Here is an 18,301-nt window from a genome sequence, read left to right as displayed (position 1 = left end):
ATGACGATGAAGCTGGAACAAGGGCAACGGCTCGTGATGATCGGGGATTCGATTACGGATTGCGAGCGCAAATTCCCGTACGGGGAAGGACTGTTTCAAGGCGTTGGGAGGGGGTACGCGGCGCTTGTGGACGCCATGCTGCAAGCCGCGTATCCGGAGCTGTCCGTTCGCGTTACCAACATGGGAATCGGGGGCAATACGGTTAGAGACTTGAAGGCGAGATGGCAATCGGACGTGCTGGAGCTGAAGCCGGACTGGCTGACGGTCATGATCGGCATCAACGACGTATGGCGGCAGTTCGATCAGCCGGCCATACCGGAGTCTCATATACCTCTCGAGGAATACGAACGAACGCTGGAGGAAATCGCGAAGTCCGCTCTTCCGGGTCTGCAGGGACTTGTTATCATGACGCCGTTCTATCTCGAGCCGAACGCCGAGGATCGGATGCGCAAGCGGATGGACGAATTCGGCCGGGCAGCCGGGAGGGTTGCGGAGCGCTGCGGGGCGTTGTTCGTGGATACGCAAGCCGTATTCGCCCCGATGTTCGAACATGTTCACCCGACGGCGATCGCTTCCGACCGGGTGCACCCGAGCTTGACCGGCCATATGCTGCTCGCGCGCGCCTTCTTGCGGACGATCGGCTTCGACTGGAGACGAATGAGCGGCACGGATCACATGTAACGAATTCAACAAGAGCTGCCGGGATTGACAGGCAGCTTTTATTATTCGAGTCGCCGATGAAACGCCATACTCTGGGAAAGGAGGATCATAACGAGTTATTTAACCGGAATGGCAAGTTAATAAAAGGAGGTTCATTTGGTATGGATTTTAAGCTTAGGAAGATATCCGGGCTGCTCGCTTGCTGCTTGCTGGCCATGGCCGTCTTGCCCGGAAATTCAACGCCCGCGGGAGCGGAAGGCGGAAGCGTCGACAATCCCGCGCAAATGCAAGCCTACGCCGAGGAGCCGTTCAGCATACGGGTTGTCGACTCCGAGACCGGGCGGGGCATTCCGGCCGTGGAGCTGAAGACGACGAACCACATTTCCTACTATACGGACAGCGCCGGTTACGCCGCCTTTCGGGAGCCGGGCCTCATGAACGAAACGGTCTTCTTCCATATGTTCAGTCATGGGTATGAGGTTCCCGCGGACATGTTCGGCTATCACGGGCAAGCGGTCGAGGTGACGCCGGGAGGCAGCGTCACGCTGACGATGGACCGGGTGAATATCGCCGAGCGGCTGTACCGGCTGACCGGCCAAGGCATCTATCGCGACAGCGTCATTCTCGGCGAGACGCCTCCCATTCAGGAGCCGCTGCTGAACGGGAAGGTGATGGGCCAGGACTCCGTGCAGGCGATCGAGTACAAGGATAAGCTGTTCTGGATTTGGGGCGATACGGACCGCGTCGCCTACCCGCTCGGCAACTTCCGCGTGACGGGAGCCACGTCCGAGCTGCCGGGACAAGGCGGGCTCGATCCCGACGCGGGGGTAGACTTCGATTATTTCACGAAGGAGGACGGCTTCGTCAAAAGCCTGGTTCCGCCGCTGCCCGACGGAGCCGGCATCGCCTGGATATTCGGCCTGATGACGGTCGAGGACGAGAACGGCGAGGAGAAGCTGCTTGCCGGCTACAGCACGCATACGCCTCTCAGCGCGTTCGGCATTCTCGCATTCAACGACGAGACGGAGCAATTCGAGCTTGTCGTTCAATTCCCGGACAAAAACGATTGGCGCCATCCCGGCGGCCAAGCGAGCTATTACGAAGAGAACGGCCAAGGGTACTACGTATTCACCGAGCATCAGATGCCGAATCTCCGCGTCAGGGCGACGTACGATGCGATAAAGGATTATACGCAATACGAAGCGTTCACCCCGCTTGCGCCGGGAACGGCCTTCGACGGAGCGAACACGTCGCTGGAGCGGGACGCCGTGGGCAAGCTGGTATGGGGCTGGAAAAAAAATACGCCTCCGCTCAGACAGGCTCAGGAGAGAGAGCTCGTTAACCTCGGGCTGATCGATGCCGACGATCCGCGCTATTACCAGCTGAAGGACGCGGATACCGGCGCGGATGTGAACCTCGCAGGAAGCTCCGTGGAATGGAACGACTACCGGAATCGTTACGTCATGTTCGGACAGCAGACGGGCGGCAGCTCTTCGGGGCTCGGCGAAATGTGGTACGCGGAAGCGCCTGCGCCTCAAGGGCCATGGACGACCGCCAAAAAAATCATTACGCATGACAACTATACGTTCTACAACCCGGCCCATCACGAGTTTTTCGACAAATCCGGCGGCCGATACATTTACTTGGAAGCCACCTACACGAATACGTTCACGGACAGCGAGCCGACGCCGCGTTACAACTACAATCAGATGATGTACAGGCTCGACTTGGCCGATCCGGCTCTCGGCCTGACGACTCAGGCGACCGATTTGGCCGAAGGCCAGCCTGTCGTCTCAACAGAGAACGAGAACGGCCGCCCGGCGGATCCAGCCAATGAGGAGGAAGCAAGGTATGGGATTAAATATGCGCAAAGCATCCGGACTTTTGGCGAGCGTCATGCTGGCAGCGGCGATATTCCCCGGCAGTATGGCGATGGCAAGCGAGTCGGAAGGCAGTACTGCCGCAACCCCCGCGCAAAGCCAAGCCTACAATCAGGAGCTGTTCAACATTCAAGTCGTAGACGCCGAGACGGGGCGGGGGATTCCGGCGGTCGAGCTGAAAACGACGAATAACCTCCGCTATTACACCGACAGCGCCGGTTATGTCGCCTTCGACGAGCCCGGACTGATGAATCAAACGGTCTTCTTCCATCTGTCCAGTCACGGGTACGAGGTCCCGACGGATATGTTCGGCTACCGCGGCCAAGCGGTCGACGTGACGCCGGGCGGCAGCGCCACGCTGACGATGAATCGGATCAACATCGCCGAGCGTCTGTACCGGGTAACCGGCCAAGGCATTTACCGGGACAGCGTCCTGCTCGGCGAGACGCCGCCGATTCAGGAGCCGCTCCTGAACGGGAAGGTGATGGGCCAGGATTCCGTTCAAACGATCGAATACAAGGATAAGCTGTACTGGTTCTGGGGCGATACGGATCGCGCGGCCTACCCGCTCGGGAATTTCCGCGTGACGGGCGCCACGTCGAAGCTGCCGGGTCAAGGTCTCGACCTCGATGTCGGCGTCGATCTGGACTATATAACCCGCGAGGACGGTTTTGTCAAAAGCTTGGTTCCGCCGCTTCCAGACGGAGCCGGCATCGCCTGGATATTCGGTCTTATGACCGTAGAGGACGAGGACGGCGAGGAACGGCTGCTGGCCGCCTACAGCACGCATACGCCCGATCCTAACGCTTACGGCATTCTCATCTGGAGCGACGTGAAGCAGGAGTTCGAGCAGCTGGTCCAATTCCCGGGCAAGAGCGACTGGCGCTATCCGGGCAAGGACGGCCAAGGGACTTATTACGAGGACGGCGGCAAAGGGTATTATATTTTCACCCAGCATACGTACCCCAATCTTCGGGTAGAGGCGAAAATGGATGCGATCGTGGATTATACGCAATACGAATCGTTCACGCCGCTCGCGCCCGGGACGACTTACGACGGGGCGAACACGCAGCTGGAGCGCGACGCCGAGGGGAACCTCGTATGGGGCTGGAAGAAAAATACGCAAATGCTTACGCAGGAACGGGAGAAGGAGCTTATCCGGCTCGGTTTGATCGAAACCGGCGACGAGCGCTACTTCCAGCTGAAGGATGCCGATTCGGGCGACGAGATTCAACTCGCCCAAAGCTCCGTCGAATGGAACGAATATCGCGAAAGCTACGTGATGATCGGCCAAGAGAAATTCGGCCGGACGTCGCTGCTGGGCGAGCTTTGGTTCGCGGAAGCGCCAGCGCCTAACGGGCCATGGAAAATCGCGAAACGAATCATTACGCACGACGAGTACTCCTTCTATAATCCTTCCCAGCATGAATATTTCATCAAGGACGACGGACGTTTCCTCTATTTCGAGGCGACCTTCACGAATATGTTCACGGAAGCTCCCGCTATGCCGCGATACAACTACAATCAGATGATGTATAAGCTCGATCTGGCCAATCCGGAGCTGGACTTGACGCCGCCGACCGGTCCGGAGCCGGTTGAACTGGCTCAAGGCAAGCCGATTACCGCCTCTTCCTCGGAGAGCTCGCACCAGGCGGCTGGTGCCAATGACGGCGACGGCGAAACGCGCTGGGCATCCGAATCTTCCGATCCGCAGTGGATTCAGGTCGACCTCGAAGCCCCGAAGCGCATTAAGCGCGTCAACCTGGATTGGGAAGCCGCATACGGCAGCGCTTACCGGATTCAAGTATCGAACGACGGGGAGAACTGGACCGATGTCTACGGCACGACGACGGGCGACGGCGGTCTCGATATCGTTTCGTTCGAGGAAACCGAAGCCAGATACGTTCGCATGTACGGCACGTCCAGAGGTACCTTTCACGGCTATTCGTTATGGGAATTCAAAGTATTCGGGCATGAAGCGGGTGCCGAAGCTCCGGAAGCATCCGTTACCGGACCTTCGGAGATCGATGCGGAACAGAGCTTTGAGGTGAAGTACGGTCTAAGCCATGTCGAGCAAGCCGTATATGCACAGGACGTAACGTTCGCCTATGACGCTGACCAGCTGGAATTCGTATCCGCGGAGGAGGCTTCGGAGGAGGTCATGATTGCCGGCCGGACGCCGTCGCAAGGACAAATCAGGCTGCTGCTCGTGAACCTGGACGGTCAGGCGAACGGCGACATGCTGAAGCTGCATTTCCTCGCGAAAGCAACCGACGAGACCGTCACCGCGACCGTCTCCTTGACGAATGCGATTCTGGCCGATGGCGAAGGCGCGGAGTTCCGGCTCGAGGGAGCTTCTCACGGCATTCAAATCGTTGCCGAGGATCACTCGGGAGACTTGAACGACGACGGCAAATACTCGATCGGCGATCTGGGCATGATTGCCGCGGCATACGGCAAAGCGTCGACGGATCCCGACTGGGATCGGTACAAAAAAGCGGATTTGAACGATGACGGCAAAATCGGCATCGAGGATCTCGCGGCTATGGCTCAAAAGGTGTTCGAGTAACGGAAGTTACAAAAAAGCGTGACGATATCGGGCTTAACTTCTGAAGGACAACGCATAGGAGGTCGTTTAAATGAAGCTGCGAGGCTGGTTGACCCGTTTTCTGCTTCTTATTGCAGCGATAAGCTGCATGGAGTTTAGTGTCGGAAGCGCCGGCCAAGCTTCGGCCGCTTCGACAACGGTTGCGGCTCCGTCAGCCGCAGCCTTGGAGCAAAAGGACACGAAGCCGAATTACAGCATGACCGCCCTGGAGAACGAACCGCTTAAAGGAGAGACCGTCCAGCTCGTCGTTCGGGGAGAGCGGCTGAAAGACGTCTACGCCTTTGAAATCGGTCTGGCGTTCGATGCCAATAAGTTGAAATGGCTGGATGCCGCGACGGATGTGCCGGGCTTCTCGGTGAAGCCGATCGTCGAAGGCGGCGAGGTCAAGCTTGCGCATACGCTCGTAGGCGACGTTGCCGGGATTAGCGGCACCCGCGTCCTGTATACGATCCGCTTCGAGGCTATTCAAGCGGGAAGAGCGGAGGTCGTTCTGCGAGAGGTTAGCGCGGTCGATTCCAAGTTGATTCGTGCAACCGATCAAGTCGAATCGAGCGCCGCTTTGACTGTGGTCGGGACGAATCCGTTCAAGGATCTTGCCGGCTTCGAATGGGCGCGGGAAGAGATCGCCGCGCTTGCTTCCGAGGGCATCATTCTTGGCACGACAGAGGATACGTTCAGTCCGGGGAAGCTTGTTAAGAGAGCCGACTTCCTGCTGCTTCTCATGAGAACGCTTGAGCTTGCGGCGCCGCCCGAATATCGCTTCGCAGATGTGGACGCAGATGCCTATTACGCCGATTCGGTGGCGTCGGCGGCTAGTCTCGGCATTGCGAAGGGGGACGGCCGCGGGCTGTTCCGCCCTGCCTCGCCTCTTGCAAGAGAGGAAATGATGGCGCTGACGGAACGCGCGCTTCGCGCGGCCGATCGAATTGGCGGAGAGGCGGACATGAGCGTTCTGCGGAAATACGGCGATCGAGGCGCGATTGCGGATTATGCGGGTCCAAGCATTGCGGTATTGACGGAGCTGGGCATGGTGCAAGGGTATACGAACAGCATTCATCCCAAGCGCAATGCCAATCGCGCACAGGCAGCCATGATTATTTATAATGTCTACTCCTACATTCGGAACGGGAACAACCAATCCTGATCGTTAATTCTACCAGGGCTGACCCAAAAGAAGGTTTGCTTGGAAAATGGCGGCGCTAGGCGGTCTTACCCCTGCACCGCCTTTTTTTCATTTCTGTTGCCGCCATCTTGAGCAAATGATGCTTCACGCGCCGAAGCCGCCGCGTGTTCTGCTCCCAGGCACGAGTCTTGTGCCGAAGCCTGGCAAATGTACTGCAAATGTACAGGCTTTTGACCGCTTCATGCGGGCTGTGAAGCAAAATGCGAGCGGATGTGCAGGTTTTTTCGTTTGGATAAGCTCGATAGGGGCTCGCGTCTTGAAAAGCCTGCGCGTACGCAGGCATTCCTTTCGGCTGCCTCATCGATGGCGCAAAGGCTGCACAATCGCAGTCTTTGCGCTTAGTTAGCCGTTCTCTTTGATTGCTTGCAAGATTTAGTTAGTATAATATAATGGATAATATTGATTAGTTAGTATACCTAATTCGTGTGCTACAGGTGCTGTAGGCCAACCCGATGCGGAAGAACGCAGCCGGAATGGCGCAGGCTTGCACGCTCCTGTTCGAAGCGGAGGTTCCGCCGATGGGGTATGCCGCGTTCACTCTCGCGAAACGGAGCGCCGGACGAGCAGGCGCGGGCGATCCGCAGGTCGGAGCGCGGATGCTGGACGATCGTCGGCTGCTGCTGTACTCCGATCGCTACGAGCTGGTGCTGGACTTGGATAGAGGCGGGGTAATCGTCGGCCTGCTCGATAAAACGACGTCCAGAGATTACGCGGCTGCGGAGGGGCCGTATTTCCTGAATGAACGGAGAGGGTGCTTCATTCAGCGGGAAACGTTCCTCATGAGCCGGGATACCCGGGTGCGCGCGACGATACTCGAGCAAGGTCCTCTTCAGGCGAGCGTGCGGCTTGACGGTGTGCTGGGAGACACCAAATTCCAATTTACCGTTCGGCTCGGCAAAGGCCGGCGGGCGATCGAAGTCGGGCTGAAGACTTGGTTCGAGTCGGATCAATGGATACGGTGGCCTTCCCGCTGCACGATAGAATGAATTGATAATATGAACTTGACTCTGTTATTATAATAATAATGACTTTCGAATCTATGACGGAACAACGGAGAATGCTATGGTTAGAAAGAACTTGCCCAAATACGAAATCGTGAAGGATTATATTATCGACCATATAAGCGGCAGACAATTCCGCCCGCATGACCGGATACCCAGCGAATCCGAGCTGGCGGAGGCGCTGGACGTCAGCTCGATTACGGTGCGCAAGGCGCTGTCGGATCTGGTGAACGAAGGCATGATCTATCGGGTCCGGGGCAAAGGAAGCTTCGTCGCGGACAGGAAGAGCCCGGACGGAAGCGCGGCGTCGCGCCTTGTCGTGTTCATCATATCCGGCACCGAGATCTACGACAGCTCCTATATGCAGATTATTAAAGGAATACAGTCGCTGCTAACCTTGCATGATTATCGTCTCGTCATCGAATTTATCGAGAACAATGTGAAGCAGGAAGATGAGCTGATCCGCAAGATCAACCTGACGGACTATTCCGGATTATTGATTTATTCGTCCGACCCGAACGCCGCCAAATCGTATTTGAAGCTGCTGAAGAACGGCAGAAAGCCCTTCGTCATGCTGGATCGCTTTCCGAACGGAATCCCGGTGAACTGCGTGGTGTGCAACAACCAGGACGGCGCGTACGAGGCGACGGAATATTTGCTCGGGCTCGGGCATCGGCACATCGGTTTTGCCGCTTACGACTATCATCTTAGCTCCGAGGTGGACCGTTATAACGGGTACAGGAATGCGCTGGCCGACTCGGGTCTCGAGGAAGACGGCTCGCTTCTTTTTCTGAAGAAGGAGCTGGATTATGACGCGCTGCTGCCTCGCATCAGGCGGCGGGAGCTGACGGCATTATTTTGCGTCAACGATCGGAAAGCGTTGGAGGCGGTCGAACGATTAACGGCACTCGGCGTTCGTATTCCGGAGGAGATTTCCGTCATGGGGTTCGACGATTTCGCGGGCTCCAAGTTCTCGAAGGTACCGCTCACCACCGTGAGGCAGGATTTCGATACCCTCGGCAGCGAGAGCGCCAAATTGCTGCTTGAGCTGATAAACGACAACGCCGTCGGCAGCAAGAAGATCATGCTACCCACGAGTCTGGTCATCCGGGAATCGACGGCGCCGTCAGCATCGCCATAAACCTAAATAAGAAGTAACCCCCGTCTCCGGCAAGCAGAGGCGGGGGTTTCTGCCGTCGTTGACCCGATTCATCGATACCCGGCTGCGTCCGCCGGCTTGCCGGCGTCCTGCACCTCCGCGATATATCGCCATGCATCGGGCTGCGAGCCGTCAAGGTCATATACGCCATAGACCTTCGCAAGCTCGCCGCTCGATACGGATTGCCCTCTCCAGCGCGCAGCTTCCGGGTCGCCGGCCAGCGCCGCGATGCCGCGGCCGATGAACCGGGGCGTTTCCGAAATGGCGAAATGGGGCTCCTTCGCGAGCGCGTCCCGCCAGTTCTCTTCCTTCACGCCATAGACCTCAAGCATGATCTCCGAACGCATCCAGCCCGGCGTGACCGCTACCGCCGTACAGCCATGGGGGGTTAGCTCATGCGCCAGCGACTTTGCCATCCGGATGACGGAATGTTTGGCCAGGTCATAGAACAGGGAAAGCCTGTAGTTGGTTTCGTTGTAGGCCGCCGTTCCGTCCGTCACCTCGACGACCAGACCGTTCGGCCGGCGGATCAGCAGGGACAGCGCATAGTGGCTCGTAATGATATGGGTATCGATCGCGAGCCTGAGCATGCGCATTCCGCTCTCGAGCGAATGCTCCCATACGGGAGTGTTCCATTCCGCCAAATATTCTCCTCCCCAAATATCGTTGACCAGAATGTCCAGCCGTCCTTGCTCCTTGTCGATGCGCGCGACCAGAGCCTGAACCTGGGCGGGATCCAGATGATCCACTTGGACCGCAATGCCCGTCCCTCCCGCAGCATGGACGAGCTCGGCGGTATTATAAGCGTTTAAATACGACAACGTCTGTCATATAGAACAGAAAAGGGCTACGATCGCGGACAATGTCCCGCCCTTTTTCCGGCTCCGAACCAAAATGCAGGGTGCTACGACGCCGTATAATTCTCCGGTTGGCGTGACAAAATGACAGGAGAAATTAGATGTGGAAAAGAGTGATTAGAATTGAAATCAGTTCCTCCGCTATGGAAGGAGTTAAGCGAATCGTCGGATTTCGTTTGCTACGAACATCAAACGAACGCCGTTTCTTTGTTCATCGGCTATTTCAAATCGCTTACGGATCCGAAAGTCTTGCACCAGCATATCATGGGTCCCCTGAGCAACGAACCGGATCTATCTTTCGATGATTTGTACCGTTCGATCCCGGTTGCGGAAAAAGAAATATCATGGGATTGGGACTTTATTCATAACAAAATGTTGCGGGGAAATGTCGCGATTCAATATGGTCATCAAAGCCATCATTGCATTTTGGTCAATGCCGCCGATTCCAAAGGCCGCAGCGTAACGATACCCGAAATCGAGTTCACCGTGGAAGGGCCGAAAGAAGCCTTTGTTGAATCATTGGACGTCAATCTGAACTTGATCCGCAAGCGGGTTCCTTTTCCAGAGTTCCGCATAAAAGAGCTCAAGATAGGGAGTATATCCAAGGCGAGAGTTGCGATTTGTTACATAGAGGGAGTAACGAACGAACAATTTTTAAATACATGCATTCAGCGCATTGAGGATGTGCAATTCGATCAAATTACGGATAGCACCAAGCTTCAACAAATGATCGAAGACAATTCCAATTCCATCTTTCCGCAGACGATCGGGACCGAAAGGCCGGATTACGTTGCTTGGGCCGTATCGTCGGGGCAAGTATGCGTGTTGAAGGACGGATCCCCGACCGCGTTTTTTGCTCCGGTCAGCTTGGGGTCGTTTTTCATTACGTACGAAGATTATTATTTGCCTTGGATCATTGCCTCGATATTGCGGCTGATTCGGATGTTTTCCGTGCTGTTTTCCGTCTTTGCCACACCGTTATACGTTGCCGTTCTGACCTATCACGGGCAGGGCATTTCCAATGTTTTTTTGCCCACGATCGTTGCTTCGAGGATCAATGTGCCTTTCCCTCCCGTCGTGGAAGTGCTCATCATGGAGCTTGCCATTGAATTATTAAGGGAAGCGGGCGCCAGATTGCCTACCAAAATCGGACAAACCATTGGCATTGTCGGAGGTATCGTACTCGGAACGGCCGCCGTTGAAGCCGCGCTTACAAGCAACTTTTTATTGATCATTGTGGCGTTATCGGCGCTAGCTTCTTTCGCTACACCTATTTTTCGAATGAGCGCTACCATACGAATTCTTCGTTTTCCGTTTATTTTCGCAGCGCAATTATGGGGGTTGCTTGGTATTTTTATTTGCACCCTTGCCTTGGTTGCGCATCTGCTGCGATTAACGTCACTCGGAATGCCTTACCTGGTTCCTTTCTATCCTCTTCGCGCTTCCGACTTGTATGATACTGTCATTCGACCACCCTATTCCAAATTTCACCATAGATTTAGCTTTCTTAGATCGCCAAAACCGGTAAGATTCGATAAGAAAAACGCAAACTTGAAAAAAGACATAGACGAATGAATACGTTATGGGAGCGATACAACATGAAGTCAACGGAACCCTCGCGTTATACCATATCGCCTTATCTGGTTTTCGTGCTGATTCTCACGATGCAGTTCGGACCCGAGTATATCACCATGTCGAACAAGCCGATTCAATTGGCCGGCCAAGATGCTTGGATCTCCGTTATCCTTTGCGGCATCAGCTTCCACATCGTCATTTGGGTGATGTATCGAATTCTTGACCGTAACGGGACGGATCTCATTCATATTCATGAACGATTTTTCGGAAAATGGGCGGGCGGGGCTCTTAACTTGATCTTTATCGCTTACTTCCTGCTCCATGCCTGTTTTCAAATGCGGTTATTTATAGAGATTATACAAGTATGGCTATTTCCCGATCTTGAAACATGGGCGCTCGCGCTGGCTTTGCTCTTGCTAGTTTATTATATCGTTGCAGGCGGGTTTCGAGTGATCGTAGGCATTTGTATGTTTAGCTTACTGCGATATTTTGCATTATTTACCTTGATTTTTACGGCCGAGTATTTTCATTTTAGCAATTTATCGCCTGTTATGGATCATTCTCTGCACGAGATCATCAAAGCAAGCAAGCAGTTTACATTTCCCTATTTAGGGGTGGAAACGCTCCTATTCTGTTATACGTTCATCAAAACACCTAAAAAGTCTCAAAAATGGACGCATTTATCGAACGTTGTTATAACCGTATTTTACCTTATGATTGTTTCCGTATCGTTGTTATTGTTCAAACCCGAACAGTTATCAACCGAAATGTGGGAGCAATTAACCAAAAATAAATTTGTTCATTTCCCTTTTATCGAACGTTTTGAATACATCGGCGCTGCTTCGCAAATATTGTGGGTAATTCCAGTCATATGTTTTTGTCTTTGGGCATCAAGCCGAATGGTTAAACTCATGTTCACCGTAAAACAATTGACAGTCCTGCCGATATTATTAATGGTTGTTTTTGCCGCCGTATGTCTAATTCAAGGCCGCAGTCGAATGGATGCTATTCAAACGATGTTATCCGAGTTCGGATTTTATATGATCTACGGGTACATCCCGTTTCTGTATATCGTCGACGTTGTCAGAATGAAAGCGAGAAGATCCATATGAATCGGCTATTTGTTTTACTATTGGGTATTTGTTTTCTGTTAACGGGGTGCGTAAAGCAACAAATTTTAGAAAAAATTACATTAGCTACGGTCTGCGCTTACGATGAAGCGCCAAACGATCAAATCGAACTTACGATAGCGGCGCCCATGTTCGAACCTGGTAAATCAGGTTCCGTTACTAATAAATTGTACTCAAAGGTTGGCTACACAAGCAGAAATATTTTGCAATCCATGAACTTGCGATTAAACCGGCCCATTCATCCGGGAAAAATTTCCGTGGCCCTGTATGGAAAAGAGCTGGCGGCAAAAGGGGTGGCAGACGAAATGGAAGTGTCTTCCCGCGACGCTCAATCTTCGCGCAAGAAGTATATGGCCGTTGTCGACGGAAAAGCAAAGGAGCTGCTGCAAGCGAAATTCAGTTCAAATGAGGAAAAAGGAATGTTCTTGTTTAATTTGCTCGATACGAACGCGCGGACCGGACTTGTTCCCGTGCAAAATCTTCACGAATTCGAGTACTCTTATATGGGCAAAGGAATGGACCCTTTCTTGCCGCTCCTTCAATTGCAAAACGAGCAAGTTCTGATTTCCGGCATCGCTTTATTTAAGGATGACAAGTATGTAAGGTCACTGAACGAAAAGCAGATGCGAGTCATGAAGCTTCTTCTGGAAGATGCGAAGCACGGTACGCTTGAAGCGAAGCTGGACAATGGATCTAATATAGCCGTGGTCAATGTCGGCTCAAAAGTGAATTATCGGGTCGGGAAAGATTCGAAAGGTCCAAAAGTGGCGATAAGCCTTACTCTAAATGGTGAAATTCTAGAGTCAAAGGGAATGCTCTATCCATCGCAAGAAAAGCGGACAATAAAAGACCGTTTCGAAACAGACCTTGTCGCAACCGGAACGGAGCTCATTCAATTGTTTAAAAAAGAAGGGATCGACCCGCTCGGATTAGGGGATATCGTCAGGAGCAAAACGCGAAATTGGAACGAAGAGGAATGGAAACAAAAATATCGAACGTTGGACGTTAAATTGAACGTCAAGGTGAATTTTCCGGAAACGGGAATCAGGAAATAAATCCGGCGCTGCGAATAGCCTTAAAACAAGGAGAAGAGCCTCACTAATCAGTGAGGCTAGACTCATTCATACAACTTTTTGCAGTGTACCTGCTAATCACTCTACTCCCGCCGCTTACGATTATTGATCCGAACGGCCGGCCAGCTTGTCCTGGGCGAGCCGGATCATCTCGCGAACCATCGAACCGCCGATTTTGCCGCCGATGTGGCCTGCGGACTCCGTCGATAACTCGCCGTTGTCGCCGGGCTTCAGCGGAATGCCGAGCTCCTTGGCCACTTCGTATTTCACGTCGTCGACCCTCTCGGGGTTGACGGCGTAGCCTTCGCGTTTCATGACCTCCGCCTTAAACTGCTGCATGCCCCGTTCGGCGCCGGGCACCGAATAACGTCTTCTTCTAGCCATGGCTTTTGCTCCTTCGTTGTTTTTACCTTTAAGATGCCCCGCATTCCGTCCCGTCACTCCCGGCGAAGCGAACGGATTTTTTGTCGCGTGTACTGGTTCATTTGGCAGCGGTAGCGAATGGCGGGACCGTTGGCTCGAATCGCGCCGGTTGCCGCGAAAATTTGTCGATGAATTTTTGACAAATTTCGTCGAAATTCCGGCCAAACCTTACATGAAGCGCTTTCTTTTCAGTTTGCCCGAAGGCGACGCCTGTACAATGGAGATTGGTTAATCGAGATTGCGTACGCGCAGGAGGGACGGAAATGAACTTCAATTGGAAGAGAATATGGGCGGTCGCGCTGGCCATCGTCGTTGCGGTCGCAGCGCTGCCGGGGCTCGCGCCCGGCGGAAGCCGCGCTTATGCGGCCCCAAGCAAATGGGAGTATGTGGGAGGGGCGGGATTAACGGAGAACAACGTCAACGATATGTCGCTGTTTGTCGACGGCGGCACCCCTTACGTCGTATACTACGACGATGCGGCTGGGTCCAGAGGCTTCGTGAAAAAATATAACGGAAGCGGCTGGGAGACGGTCGGAGGGGGTCCATTTTCGGATACCTGGGTAAACAATGTATCGCTCTATGTTCATGAGGGGACGCCTTATGTGGCATATGCCGATGGCGCAGTCCTTAGCAAGGCTACGGTGAAGAGGTTTAACGGAAGCACCTGGGAGACGGTGGGCTCGGCCGGATTCTCGCCTTCCTCGGTTTCGGGCGTGAAATTGGATTTTGACGGCGGCACGCCTTACGTCGCCTTCCGGGACGAAGCGAATGAGAGAAAAGCTTCGGCGATGAGGTTTGAGGGAAGCAACTGGGTATCGGTAGGCAGTGCGGGGTTAACGCCGGGCTGGGCCGATAACATTTCACTGCAAGCAGACGGAGGGATCACTTACGTCGCTTATAAGGATCACGATACCTTCAGGCCCAAGGTCATGAAATACGAGGAGGGCAGCAGCTGGCAGCCGGTCGGAGGCGCGAGCATATCGGCGGGCTCAATCGATTACGTATCGCTGGCCGTACATGACGGCAGCCCTTATGTCGCCTATTACGACTGGTCGCTAAGCAGGACGGCGGTAAAGCGATTTAACGGGAGCGAATGGGAATACGTCGGAGGGGCTCCGGTTACGAGCGGCTCTAACCCTTCGTTATTCATCGATGCCGGTACTCCTTATCTCGCGTACTCGGAACCCGCGAATCCTGCCAGGGGGACCGTCGTAAAGTTCGACGGGAGCGGCTGGGCGACGGTCGGAAACGCCGGATTTACGCCCGATGCATTCATCGGGACGTCCTTGTCCGTATACGATGGAACGCCGTATGTCGCCTTTCGGGACGGCAGCATCTCCAACCGGACCTCGGTGATGAAGCTGAGGCACGTCGTCGTCTACGACGGCAACGGCAGCACGGGAGGGGCGGCGCCGACGGACAACAACGGCTACGATGCGGACAGTACGGCTACCGTTCTTGGGAGCGGCAGTCTCGTTAAGACGGGTCATTCGTTCGCCGGCTGGAACACGGCCCCGGACGGGAGCGGGGCGAGCTACGACGCTGGCGAGGCGATCTCTATGGGCTTGTCCGGCGTGGCGCTGTACGCGATGTGGACGATTAACAGCTACGCGGTTGCCTTCGACGGCAACGGCGCGGCGACCGGTTCCGCGCCTGCCGGAGGCAGCCACCTCTACAACGCCAGCGTCACTGTGCCCGGCAACACCGGGAACCTGGCGAAGCCCGGCCATACGTTCGCCGGCTGGAATACGGCCGCGAACGGAAGCGGAACGCGGTACGTCCCGGGCGGCATGTTGACCGTCGGCGACTCGAACTTGACGCTGTACGCGGAGTGGAGCGCGATTCCATACGCGTTCGCCTACGACGGCAACGGCGCGACGTCCGGCACGGTGCCTGCGGGCGGAAGTTACCTATATAACGCCAGCGTTACGGTTCAAGGCAACATAGGAGGGCTGTCGAGGACAGGCTATACGTTCGCGGGCTGGAATACGGCGGCGGACGGAAGCGGAACGGCCTACGCGGCGGCGGAGGCGGTGACGATCGGCGAAAGCAGCGTGACGCTGTACGCGCAGTGGACGGTGAACGTCTACTCGGTCGCCTACGACGGCAACGGCGCTGCGTCGGGCAGCGCGCCGGCCGGCGGCAGCCACGATTACAATACGAGCTTCGCCGTACCGGGCAATACCGGAGGGCTGTCGCGGACAGGGCATACGTTCGCGGGTTGGAATACGGCGGCGGACGGAAGCGGAACGGCTTATTCGGCTGCGGACATGTTCACGGTCGGCACAGCTAATGTCACGCTGTACGCGCAATGGGCGGTGAACGCCTATTCGGTCGGCTACGACGGCAACGGGGCGACGTCGGGCAGCGCGCCGGCCGGGGGCAGCCATGACTACAACTCGAGCGTTACCGTACAGGGCAACACGGGAGGACTGACAAGGACCGGCTATACGTTCGCGGGCTGGAACACGGAACCGGACGGAAGCGGAACGAACTATGCGGCTGCGGACCTGCTCACGGTCGGCGCGTCTAATGTCACGCTGTACGCGCAGTGGACGGTGAACGCTTATTCCGTCGCTTACGACGGCAACGGGGCGACGTCCGGCGGCGCGCCGGCCGGAAGCAGCCATGACTACAATACGAGCGTCGCCGTACAGGGCAATACGGGCGGGCTGGCGCGGACAGGTCATACGTTCGCGGGCTGGAATACGGAAGCGGACGGAAGCGGGACGGACTATGCGGCCGCGGACTTGCTGACGGTCGGCGCGTCTAACGTCACGCTGTACGCGCAGTGGACGGTCAACCGCTACGCGGTTGCCTACGACGGCAACGGAGCGACATCCGGCAGCGCGCCGGCCGCGGGAAGCCACGACTATGGCGCGAGCGTCGCCGTGGCGGGCAACGAAGGGAGCTTGGCCAGAGAGGGCCATACGTTCGCCGGCTGGAACACGGAAGCGGATGGCAGCGGGACGGACTACGCCGATGCGGACCTGCTCACCGTCGGCGATTCCGACACGACGCTGTACGCAAGGTGGACGGTGAACCGCTATAGGGTAAGCTTCGAGCCGAACGGCGGCATCCCGGTAAGCAGCCAGACCGTTGCCTACGGCGACACGGCGGAGAAGCCGGCCGATCCGGCGAAAACGGGTCATACGTTCGGAGGGTGGTACGCGGACGGCGGCTTGAGTGCGGAATATGATTTTGATTCGGCGGTTGCCGGGGACATGACGTTATTCGCGAATTGGGTCGTGAACCGGTACTCGGTCGGTTATGACGGCAACGGCGCCGACTCCGGCATCGCTCCGGAGGCCGCCGCCCACGATTACGGGAGCGTTGTCGCCGTGACGGGTAATTCCGGCGAATTGGCGAAGACCGGCCATACGTTCGCCGGGTGGAATACGGCGGCGGACGGGAGCGGGACGGCCTATGCCGAATCCGATACGTTCACAATGGCCGACGCGGAAGTGACGCTGTACGCGCAGTGGACGATCAACCGGTACGCACTCGCCTACGACGGCAACGGCGCCGCTTCCGGCAGCGCGCCGGCGGCCGAAAGCCACGATTACAACGCGAGCGCCACCTTGCCCGGGAATACCGGGAATTTGGCGAAGGCCGGCTACCGGTTCTCCGGATGGAATACGGCGGCGGACGGAAGCGGCGATCGCTACGCTCCGGGAGATGCGATCGTGATCGGAGCGGAGAACGTCACGTTATATGCGCAGTGGGCAGCAATACCCGCGTCCGGCACAGGCGGCGGAGCGGCGCCCGGCGGCAAAGTCGCTTCGTCGGACGGGCAGCTGACGCTGCCCGCGGGCTTGATCGGCGAGCTGAGCTTGCAGGATGAAATTTTCGTCGCGATCTCCGCAGGCTCGTTCGACCAAGAAACGAAGCTGACGATCGGGAAAGCGGCGGTCGCCGAGGGGCGTTTGCCCGAAAGGGCGAAATTAATAAGCGCCGTCTATTCGGTTCGAAGCAGCTTGGCGCAAAGCGCCAAGAAACCGGCGCAGGTTGCGTTAACGTTCGATCCGGCGATGCTGGCGAGCGGCCAAGAGCCGGCGGTCTACTATTATGACGGTGCGGCGGGAAGCTGGACGAAGATCGAAGGCGGCCGGATAGACGGCAACCGCGTCGTCGTCGACGCCGATCCGCTCCGTGCTTTTGCCGTATTCGCGGCGGATACGGAGCCGGAGATCTTCTTCAACGACGTTTCCGGCCATTGGGCGGAGGCTCGAATCGAACAAGCGGTCACGGCCGGCATCGTCTCCGGCTATCCGGACGGTACGTTCAGGCCCAAGCAAACGGTGACGCGAGCGGAGTTCATCGTCCTGCTGATGCGCGTTCTGAGGCCGGAGAAGGGGCAAGCGGCGGAGCTGCCGTATTCCGACGCGGATACGATTGAAGCTTGGGCAGCGGAATCGGTGGCGCAAGCCGTTCAAGCGGGCATCGTAAGCGGCTTCGAGGACGGCAGCTTCCGGCCGGACGCGGAAATGACGCGGGCGGAGATGGCGGTCATGCTCGCGAACGCGCTCGGGAATCCGGACGGCGAGAGCGCCGCGACAAGGTTCGAGGACGAAGAACGCATTCCGGCCTGGGCCAAGGGCGCGGTGAACGCCGTTTCGGAGCTCGGCATCGTCCAGGGCAGCGCGAATCGGTTCAATCCGGCAGGCAAGACGACGAGAGCGGAGGCGGTTACCGTTCTGCTGAACCTGTTGGACACGCGCGAGCAAGCAAGCCGAATCGAATAGGTAGCTG

General features: G+C 56.2%; 12 protein-coding genes. 10 read left to right on the top strand and 2 right to left on the bottom strand.

Annotated elements, in window-relative coordinates; all coding sequences use genetic code 11:
* The first annotated feature begins 6 nt into the window (after positions 1 to 6).
* The 6 genes from IDH41_RS26135 to IDH41_RS26110 all read left to right on the top strand — a co-directional run bounded on the left by IDH41_RS26135 (position 7) and on the right by IDH41_RS26110 (position 8,473).
* Positions 7 to 681, top strand: a complete 675-nt coding sequence (locus IDH41_RS26135) for an SGNH/GDSL hydrolase family protein (protein ID WP_190866429.1) — start codon at positions 7 to 9, stop codon at positions 679 to 681.
* A 140-nt stretch (positions 682 to 821) separates the two neighbouring features.
* On the top strand, positions 822 to 2,732 hold the full coding sequence (locus IDH41_RS26130; protein WP_223830075.1) for a DUF4185 domain-containing protein: 1,911 nt from the start codon (positions 822 to 824) through the stop codon (positions 2,730 to 2,732).
* Positions 2,733 to 2,787: 55 nt separating this feature from the next.
* Positions 2,788 to 5,109, top strand: coding sequence for a discoidin domain-containing protein (locus tag IDH41_RS32045; RefSeq protein ID WP_317890820.1), 2,322 nt, complete (start codon positions 2,788 to 2,790; stop codon positions 5,107 to 5,109).
* 70 nt (positions 5,110 to 5,179) lie between these two features.
* On the top strand, positions 5,180 to 6,292 hold the full coding sequence (locus IDH41_RS26120; protein ID WP_190866425.1) for an S-layer homology domain-containing protein: 1,113 nt from the start codon (positions 5,180 to 5,182) through the stop codon (positions 6,290 to 6,292).
* A gap of 491 nt (positions 6,293 to 6,783) precedes the next feature.
* Positions 6,784 to 7,317, top strand: a complete 534-nt coding sequence (locus IDH41_RS26115; RefSeq protein ID WP_190866423.1) for a hypothetical protein — start codon at positions 6,784 to 6,786, stop codon at positions 7,315 to 7,317.
* Between the two features lie 76 nt (positions 7,318 to 7,393).
* Positions 7,394 to 8,473, top strand: coding sequence for a GntR family transcriptional regulator (locus IDH41_RS26110; RefSeq protein ID WP_190866421.1), 1,080 nt, complete (start codon positions 7,394 to 7,396; stop codon positions 8,471 to 8,473).
* 68 nt (positions 8,474 to 8,541) lie between these two features.
* Here IDH41_RS26110 and IDH41_RS26105 read toward each other — a convergent pair whose 3' ends face one another.
* Positions 8,542 to 9,312 carry an SDR family oxidoreductase gene (locus IDH41_RS26105; protein WP_190866419.1) on the bottom strand — a complete coding sequence of 257 codons (771 nt, stop codon included), beginning with the start codon at positions 9,310 to 9,312 and terminating at the stop codon, positions 8,542 to 8,544.
* Between the two features lie 159 nt (positions 9,313 to 9,471).
* Between IDH41_RS26105 and IDH41_RS26100 the strand changes: the two genes are divergently transcribed.
* Genes IDH41_RS26100 through IDH41_RS26090 form a run of 3 tightly spaced genes read left to right on the top strand, consistent with a single transcriptional unit; the run spans position 9,472 to position 13,108 of the window.
* Positions 9,472 to 10,923 (top strand): spore germination protein, encoded by a 1,452-nt coding sequence (locus tag IDH41_RS26100; protein WP_190866417.1) that lies wholly within the window; start codon positions 9,472 to 9,474, stop codon positions 10,921 to 10,923.
* 23 nt (positions 10,924 to 10,946) lie between these two features.
* Complete coding sequence (locus tag IDH41_RS26095; RefSeq protein ID WP_190866415.1) at positions 10,947 to 12,035, top strand: GerAB/ArcD/ProY family transporter; 1,089 nt, start codon at positions 10,947 to 10,949, stop codon at positions 12,033 to 12,035.
* On the top strand, positions 12,032 to 13,108 hold the full coding sequence (locus IDH41_RS26090) for a Ger(x)C family spore germination protein (RefSeq protein WP_190866413.1): 1,077 nt from the start codon (positions 12,032 to 12,034) through the stop codon (positions 13,106 to 13,108). The genes IDH41_RS26095 and IDH41_RS26090 overlap by 4 nt, the downstream gene beginning before the upstream one ends.
* 120 nt (positions 13,109 to 13,228) lie before the next feature.
* Here IDH41_RS26090 and IDH41_RS26085 read toward each other — a convergent pair whose 3' ends face one another.
* A complete protein-coding gene (locus IDH41_RS26085) occupies positions 13,229 to 13,510 on the bottom strand; it encodes an alpha/beta-type small acid-soluble spore protein (RefSeq protein WP_190866411.1) in 282 nt (93 codons plus the stop codon).
* A gap of 302 nt (positions 13,511 to 13,812) precedes the next feature.
* Between IDH41_RS26085 and IDH41_RS26080 the strand changes: the two genes are divergently transcribed.
* A complete protein-coding gene (locus tag IDH41_RS26080) occupies positions 13,813 to 18,294 on the top strand; it encodes an InlB B-repeat-containing protein (protein WP_190866409.1) in 4,482 nt (1,493 codons plus the stop codon).
* The last annotated feature ends 7 nt before the right edge of the window (positions 18,295 to 18,301 follow it).

This window comes from Paenibacillus arenilitoris (genome assembly GCF_014705655.1).
In the GTDB taxonomy this organism is placed as follows: Bacteria; Bacillota; Bacilli; order Paenibacillales; family Paenibacillaceae; genus Pristimantibacillus; species Pristimantibacillus arenilitoris.
The sequence above is the reverse complement of the archived record's forward strand: the minus strand, read 5'-3'. Positions and strand labels throughout refer to the sequence as shown.